The organism is Streptomyces tardus, from assembly GCF_018101125.2.
Classification (GTDB): domain Bacteria; phylum Actinomycetota; class Actinomycetes; order Streptomycetales; family Streptomycetaceae; genus Streptomyces; species Streptomyces tardus.
On record NZ_JAELVF020000001.1, the window covers coordinates 1,699,810 to 1,706,641 of the forward strand.

4 protein-coding genes and 1 tRNA gene are annotated in these 6,832 nt (G+C 72.0%); 1 reads left to right on the forward strand and 4 read right to left on the reverse strand.

Annotation, left to right across the window (positions count from 1 at the left end):
• Positions 1 to 90: 90 nt before the first annotated feature.
• The 4 genes from JGS22_RS07300 to JGS22_RS07315 all read right to left on the reverse strand — a co-directional run bounded on the left by JGS22_RS07300 (position 91) and on the right by JGS22_RS07315 (position 5,277).
• On the reverse strand, positions 91 to 1,314 hold the full coding sequence (locus JGS22_RS07300) for a helix-turn-helix domain-containing protein (protein WP_211041621.1): 1,224 nt from the start codon (positions 1,312 to 1,314) through the stop codon (positions 91 to 93).
• A 462-nt stretch (positions 1,315 to 1,776) separates the two neighbouring features.
• A tRNA-Lys gene (locus tag JGS22_RS07305) sits at positions 1,777 to 1,849 on the reverse strand.
• 396 nt (positions 1,850 to 2,245) lie between these two features.
• Complete coding sequence (locus tag JGS22_RS07310; RefSeq protein WP_216814875.1) at positions 2,246 to 4,411, reverse strand: DEAD/DEAH box helicase; 2,166 nt, start codon at positions 4,409 to 4,411, stop codon at positions 2,246 to 2,248.
• 467 nt (positions 4,412 to 4,878) lie between these two features.
• The gene (locus JGS22_RS07315) at positions 4,879 to 5,277 is read right to left on the reverse strand and encodes a metallopeptidase family protein (protein ID WP_211043725.1); all 399 of its coding nucleotides are present in this window, start codon (positions 5,275 to 5,277) and stop codon (positions 4,879 to 4,881) included.
• A 32-nt stretch (positions 5,278 to 5,309) separates the two neighbouring features.
• Between JGS22_RS07315 and JGS22_RS07320 the strand changes: the two genes are divergently transcribed.
• Positions 5,310 to 6,832: metallophosphoesterase family protein (locus tag JGS22_RS07320; protein ID WP_216814876.1), on the forward strand; the 1,523-nt coding region annotated here is incomplete at its 3' end.

A 6,832-nucleotide genomic window follows, 5' to 3' on the forward strand; every position in this document is an offset into this window, starting at 1 on the left:
GGGTAACTGATTACTCACTGAGCGTATGAAGCGCGCGGGTTCACACCGGTACGAACGCTGCCCCCTCACCGAGGGGTACAGGTCGTACCTCTACGCGACTGCCGGAACGCCCATCCGCTGCCGCAGCGCCTCGGCATCGGAGCGCACCAACGCGCTGCCCGTGGCCGACAGTTCGGACACCGCGCCACGAGCGAACCGGTTGAATCGCGTCGTCTCCGGCGACTCATCGTGCGCCCGCTTCAGCAGGTGCACCACGGCAAGCGGCTCCTTGCGCAAGCTGTACGCCCGCGCGCTCTCCAGAGTGTGGAACGCCCTGCGCGTGGCCGAAGGCATTCCCGACACGTCGACAGCGTCGGCAGCCTCCACCGCATCGCGGCCCCGGACCAGGTCGGCCTGCACCGTGATCGCGTAAGCGGCCACCATCCCCCGCCCGAAGATCAGGTACGGATGCGAGTAGTTGGGCCCGAGACGCCGAGCAGCGCCGTCCGCCAACTCCCAGAAGCGCTCGGCGTCACCACGTCGCCCGATCTTCGCGTACGACAGAGCCGCGGCGAGTTGGAGCAGCCCCCACCGGGCCAGGGAGTCGGCGTCCCGCTCCGGCTCCAAGAGGTCGGCGGCGCGCATCGCCAACTCGACACGCGCCTCTGAACGTTCACCGGCGTCGCGGAACACATGGTTCATGTACCAAGCGGCCCCTGCGATCGCACGCGGGCTGTCTGCGTCCTGTGCTGCCCCCATCGCGCGGTCGCCGGTGAGCATGACCAGCTCGGCAGCAGGCTGGAAGCTGAGAAAGAGCTGCGCCAAGTGGTACACCTCGGCGAGCAGCGCCTGCGCACGCCGCCGCTCGGCGCCCTCGGCAGTACGCACCGCGTGCTGCACGTCACCGAGCAAGTCCGGGAGGAGTGCGGCGATACGGGTCCGGTGCCGACCCGACGCGTGCCAGTGCCGCCACGCCTCCGCGACACGCGCGCGCAGGCTCTCCACGCTGTCGGGCTCCTCGTCGCGGTCGAAGCGGTAGTTCGTGAGCGCCGCCTTCACCGCAGGCAGGCCCTCGTGCGCGGTCTTGGCGTAGGTGGATGCGCTCAACCGTTCCTCGCCAGTGAGTTCCGCCAGGTCATCGACCGCCAGCACATCCGCCAGCCGCATCAGCAAAGGCAGCCGAGGTGTACTCAGACGCCCGCACTCGATGGCCTTCACCCACTCTGCGGAGCGGCCGACGAGCCCGCCGAGGACGGGTCGGGTGAGACCGCGGCGCTCACGCAGCCGGCGGACGCGCTTGCCGAACGGGAGCACGGTGTCGGGAGTGTCAGGCATGGTGTCCTCCGTCGTGTGGGCGCACTCATGACGCTACCCCCGGCCCCCGGGGCTTGACCCAACATCGGCCCGCACAGCCCCCGTTGGTGGCCTCGATCGGTGTCCGGTCACCCCGCTGCGACTCCGGCCTCTCGACCCGACGACGACAGGCCCGTCAGCATCCGGCCCACACGAGCCCTGACCGCGGTCTCCTCCATCGGCCTCCCGGAGCACCAGCTCCATAGACGTCAACCACGCGAAGCACCACCACACCAACCACGGACACACATACGGAGCCGTTCGAGAAGTGCGCGGAAGTCCTGTGGGCACGCGGACCGGCTGGCAGCCGCCGTACCGCCCGGCCGGGGCGGCGGGTTGGAGGCGGACGGCTTCGCACCCCAGTCGCGCCGACGGCATGCAACGCACAGAAGTCCGCCCCCGCCGTAGAGGCTGGGGGCGGACGACTCCCGAAGGGGAGCGCGGTAGGCCGTGTGGGACTCGAACCCACAACCAATGGATTAAAAGTCCACTGCTCTGCCAATTGAGCTAACGGCCCGCCCGAGAAGCATAACCGGCCGGGCGCTCCACGTTCGAAGGCATTGCCGCAGGAGGCAGGCGCGGAACGAGCGGTACGCCGCCCGCCGCCCGGCGGGGCCCCGCCGCTGACCCGTGCGAACCGCACCGGCGCCCAGCCCCGTACCGCACCACCCCGCGCACCACCCGGCGCGCCGCCGCGTCGGGTGAAGGCGCGCACCGCCTCGCACGCCCCCGCCCGCGCGCCCGCGCATCGCTCGCGCACCGCGCCCCTGTGCGACATGTCACACACAGCGAAAACGGCCCCCTCTCCCGAAGAAGAGAGGGCCGTCTCACAGCTCCTCGGCGGCCTCAACGGGCCGCCACCGCAACGGCCTCACGCACCCGGCGAAGCCCGGCGCGGTCGGCCCGCGGAACGTCAGCCGTTGCGCTTCCAGCGCGGCTTGTCGCTGCGACGGTCGCCGGCGCTGTCGAAGGAACGCTCGTGGTGACGCGCGCCGGTGGCGGGGGCTGCGGCGCCCCGGTGGTCGTCCCGACGGCCGTACGGACGACGGTCGTCACCGCGGTTGAACGGACGGTCGGCCCGGTCGCGGTCGCGACGGAAGCCCTCGCGTCCACCGCGGAACTCGCGCTCGCCGCCGCCTTCACGGCGGAAACCGCCACGCTGCTCGCCACCGCGCTGCTCACCGCCGCGCTGCTCGCCACCGCGGAAGTCGCCGCCCTCGCGACGGTCCCGGCGCTCGCCGCCGCGGAAGCCACCACGGTCGCCGCCGCGGTCGCCGCCACGGAACTCGCGGTCGCCGTCACGGCGTTCGTACGAGCCGCGGTTGCCCCCACGGTCCCGGTCGCCGCCGCGGAAGCCGCCACGGTCCCCGCCGCGGTCGCCGCCGCGGAAGCCGCCACGGTCCCCGCCGCGGTCGTCCCGACGGAAGCCGCCACGGTCCCCGCCGCGGTCGCCGCCACGGAACGGGCGGTTGCCACCGCCGCTGCCGCCGCCGTCACGCTTGCGCTCCTCGGCGCGGCGCTCCTTCTCCACCCGGGCGGCCTCCTTGGCCTCGCGGATGGCGGCCTCGGCCTCCTCCTGCGCGGCAGCCTCGGCGCGCTCCTCGGCGGCGTGTGCGATCGCCTCGTCCGCGTCCTCGCCGCGCTCCCGCGCCGCTCGGCCAATCAACTGGTCGGCCTCGTTGCGCAGTTCGTCGGCGCGGCGACGGGTCCGCTCCAGCTTCCTGGTCAGCGCGGACACCTCGCGCTCGGCCTGACGGGCGGTACCGGCCGCCGCCTCCGCCTGCACCTCGGTGAGCGAACGCGCACCGGTGATCTTGACGACGTCGTCCTCGAAGAGGTCTCCGCGACCGATGAGGTGACGCCCGGCGTCCACGCCGGCGTCCTCCATCAGCCGGAAGATCTGCCGGCGCTGGTGCGGCAGGGCGAGCGAGACGACGGTGCCGGACTGCCCCGCACGCGCCGTACGGCCCGAACGGTGCAGATAGTCCTTGTGGTCGCCGGCCGGGTCGACGTTCAGCACCAGGTCGATGCCGTCGACGTGGATGCCGCGCGCCGCGACGTCGGTGGCGACCAGCGCGTTGACGAGGCCCTCCTTGAAGTCCGCCAGCGTCCGGGTGCGCGCACCCTGCGTCATGCCGCCGTGCAGCGCGTCGGCCTTCACTCCGGCCTCGCGCAGCTGCTCGGCCACGCGGTCGGCGCCCAGCTGGGTGCGGACGAAGACGATGGTGCGGCCGTCGCGCGCGGCGATGGCGTTGGTGACCGGCGCCTTGTCCCGCGGCTTCACGATCAGGATGTGGTGGCTCATGGTGCTGACCGCACCCTGCGCCGCGTCCACCTCGTGGCTGACCGGGTCGACCAGGTAGCGCTTGACGAGGCTGTCGATCTCGTTCTCCAGCGTCGCGGAGAACAGCATCCGCTGGCCGCCGGCGGGGACCAGGTCGAGCAGCTCGGTGACCTCGGGCAGGAAGCCCAGGTCGGCCATCTGGTCGGCCTCGTCGAGGACGGCCACCTGGACGTCGTCCAGCGAGCAGGCGCGACGGTTGATGAGGTCGCGCAGCCGGCCCGGGGTGGCGACGAGAACGTCGACGCCCCGCTCCAGCGCGGAGATCTGGTTGCCCATCGAGGTGCCGCCGCAGACGACCTTCAGCTTCAGGCCGAGCACGTCGCCGTAGGGCTGGAGCGCGTCGGAGACCTGCATGGCCAGCTCACGGGTGGGCGTGAGGATGACGGCGCGCGGCCGGTTGCGGGCGGTCCTGCCGCCGGAGAGCCGGGCCAGGGCCGGCAGCCCGAAGCTCAGGGTCTTGCCGGAGCCGGTACGGCCGCGGCCGAGAATGTCCTTGCCGGCCAGAGCATCCGGGATGGTGGCGGCCTGGATGGGGAACGGGGTGGTCACACCGTTCTGCGCGAGCTTGCGCACGATGGACTCGGGCAGACCGAGGTCGCCGAAGGTGGGCTCGGAGACAGCGGGCTCGTCGACGGCAAGCTCGTCGACAGGGGACTCGTCGACGGGGGCGTCGGCCTCGGTGTCGAGCAGCTGCTCGTCCTCGGGCAGGACGGAATCAGCGGTGAAAACAGACATGCGTAATGCGAACCTTCCGGAGATCGGGCACGCGCCACAGACTTCCGTGTTCGCACACGACCGCCTCGATGCGGTCAGCCACGGCCAAGCAGTAGGAACGCGCCACACGGCACGCCAGAATTTGGGGCGGCCGGGCAAATGGGATCAAACGATCTGCCAGCATACGCATCCCCCGACAGCCCACGCAAACAGGGGGCCCGTTCAGGGCCGCCGGTGTGCGCAACGCCACTCCGTCCACCGGCACCTCCCCCACCTCAAAGCCCTCACCCGCCCCGTACGCGTCCCGCACGCCTCCCCGACCCCTCACAGCCGCGGCCCCGCACCCACCTGCGCACCCCCGGTGAATGCCGCACCGCGGGCGGCCAGTTCACCACGACCTCACCGCCACCGCTTCACGCGCCGGCCGCCCCACGCGGGCGCCGCCGCCACACAGGCGCCGCCACACTCGGGCGCCGCCTCGCCTCGCCTCAGCCGTAGCCCAGCTCGTGCAGGCGTTCGTCGTCGATCCCGAAATGATGTGCGATCTCGTGCACCACGGTGATCTCGATCTCCTCGACGACCATCTCCCGCCCCCCGTCCTCCCGTTCGCACATCCGGAGCGTGGGGCCCATGTAGATCGAGATGCGATCCGGGAGCACCCCGGCGTACCACTCGCCGCGCTCGGTGAGCGGCGTGCCCTCGTACAGGCCCAGCAGTTCGGGGTCGGCCGGATCGGGCTCGTCCTCCACGAAGACGGCCACGTTGTCCATCAACCGCGTCAGCTCGGGCGGCACATGGTCCAGCGCCTCGGCGACGAGCTGCTCGAATTCCTCGCGCGTGATCTCCAGCACTAGGCCATTGTCGGGTACGGCGCACCCGGCCCGCATAGCCGGGGCACGGTCTGGGCATATCGGACGGCATGGCCCGTGCACCGCTTCGGCAGTCCCGTGCCAACCGCTTCTCGGCACTGCGCCGGGCTGCCGGCTCGGCCCTCGCCGCATTCCGCCGCGAACGCGCTCGCGACACCCCGACACCCGTCGAGCTCGCGCCCGCCCCGCGCCCCTGGCTCCGCGCCCTCGCACTGATCGGCGTCACCGTGCTCGGCGCGTGGCTCGGCCTGCTCACCGTGGGCAACGTGCACAAGCCGGTCGGCCCGATGGACACCACCATGACCCTGCGGCCGTCGGTCTCCGGCGGCACCAAGATCAATATCGCGCCACTGGGCGCACTCGCGCTGGAGAGCCACCACGCCCCGTTGCGCCTGGACGTGGACGTCACCCGGCTCGACCCGGACAAGGCCGAGCGGCTCGTCGCCAACCCCAGCCAGTTCAGCGGCCTCCAGGACGAGGTGACCCACGACGTGCAGTCCGGCACCCGCGATCTCGCACTGCGCTCGGCCGCCGCCGTGGTGTGCGGGGCGACCGCTCTCGGACTCGTCGTCTACCGCCGTCCGCGCCGCGCACTGCTCGCCGGCGGACTCGCGCTCTCGCTGCTCGCCGCCTCCGGCGCCGCCGCCGCGGTCACCTGGAACCCGAAGGCAGTGCTGGAGCCGAAGTTCTCCGGCCTGCTCGCCGGCGCTCCCAGCCTGGTAGGCGACGCACGGAACATCGTCACCGACTTCGACACCTACCAGCAGGAGTTGGCCCGCCTGGTCACCAACGTCACCAAGCTCTACGAAGCCGCCTCCACCCTGCCCACCTACCAGCCCGACCCCAACACCACCCGCGTGCTGCACGTATCCGACATCCACCTGAACCCCGCTGCCTGGCGCATCATCGAGTCCCTGGTCGAGCAGTACGAGATCGACGCCGTCATCGACACCGGCGACACCATGGATCACGGCACCTCCGCCGAGAACGCCTTCCTCGACGCGGCGAGCGACCTCGGCGCCCCCTTCGTGTGGGTGCGCGGCAACCACGACTCCGGTGTCACCCAGGACTACCTGGAGAAGCGGGACAACGTGTACGTGCTCGACGACGGCGAACCGGTCGACGTCGCGGGGCTGCGCATCGCCGGTCTCGGGGACCCCAGCTTCACCCCGGACCGCTCCGCGGAGGCCGGCGGCGACGAGGAGCAGGAAGCCGCCGGACGCCGACTCGCCGCCGCGCTGCGGACGTCGAAGATCCGCGGCAAGCCGGTGGACATCGCCGCCGCCCACAACCCCGTACTGGCCGAGCAGGCCGACGGCGAGGTGCCGCTCGCCCTCGCGGGCCACACTCACAACCGCAGCCAGCGCACGCTGGACGGCGGCACCCGGCTCATGATCGAGGGGTCGACCGGCGGCAGCGGGCTGCGCGCGGTCGAGCAGGACGAGCCCGACAACGTCTCCGCCTCGGTGCTCTACCTCGACCAGGAGACCAGGACTCTCCAGGCCTGGGACGAGATCACCCTCGGCGGTCTCGGCCTGACCACCGCCGAGGTCAGCCGCCGTCTCCCGCCCGG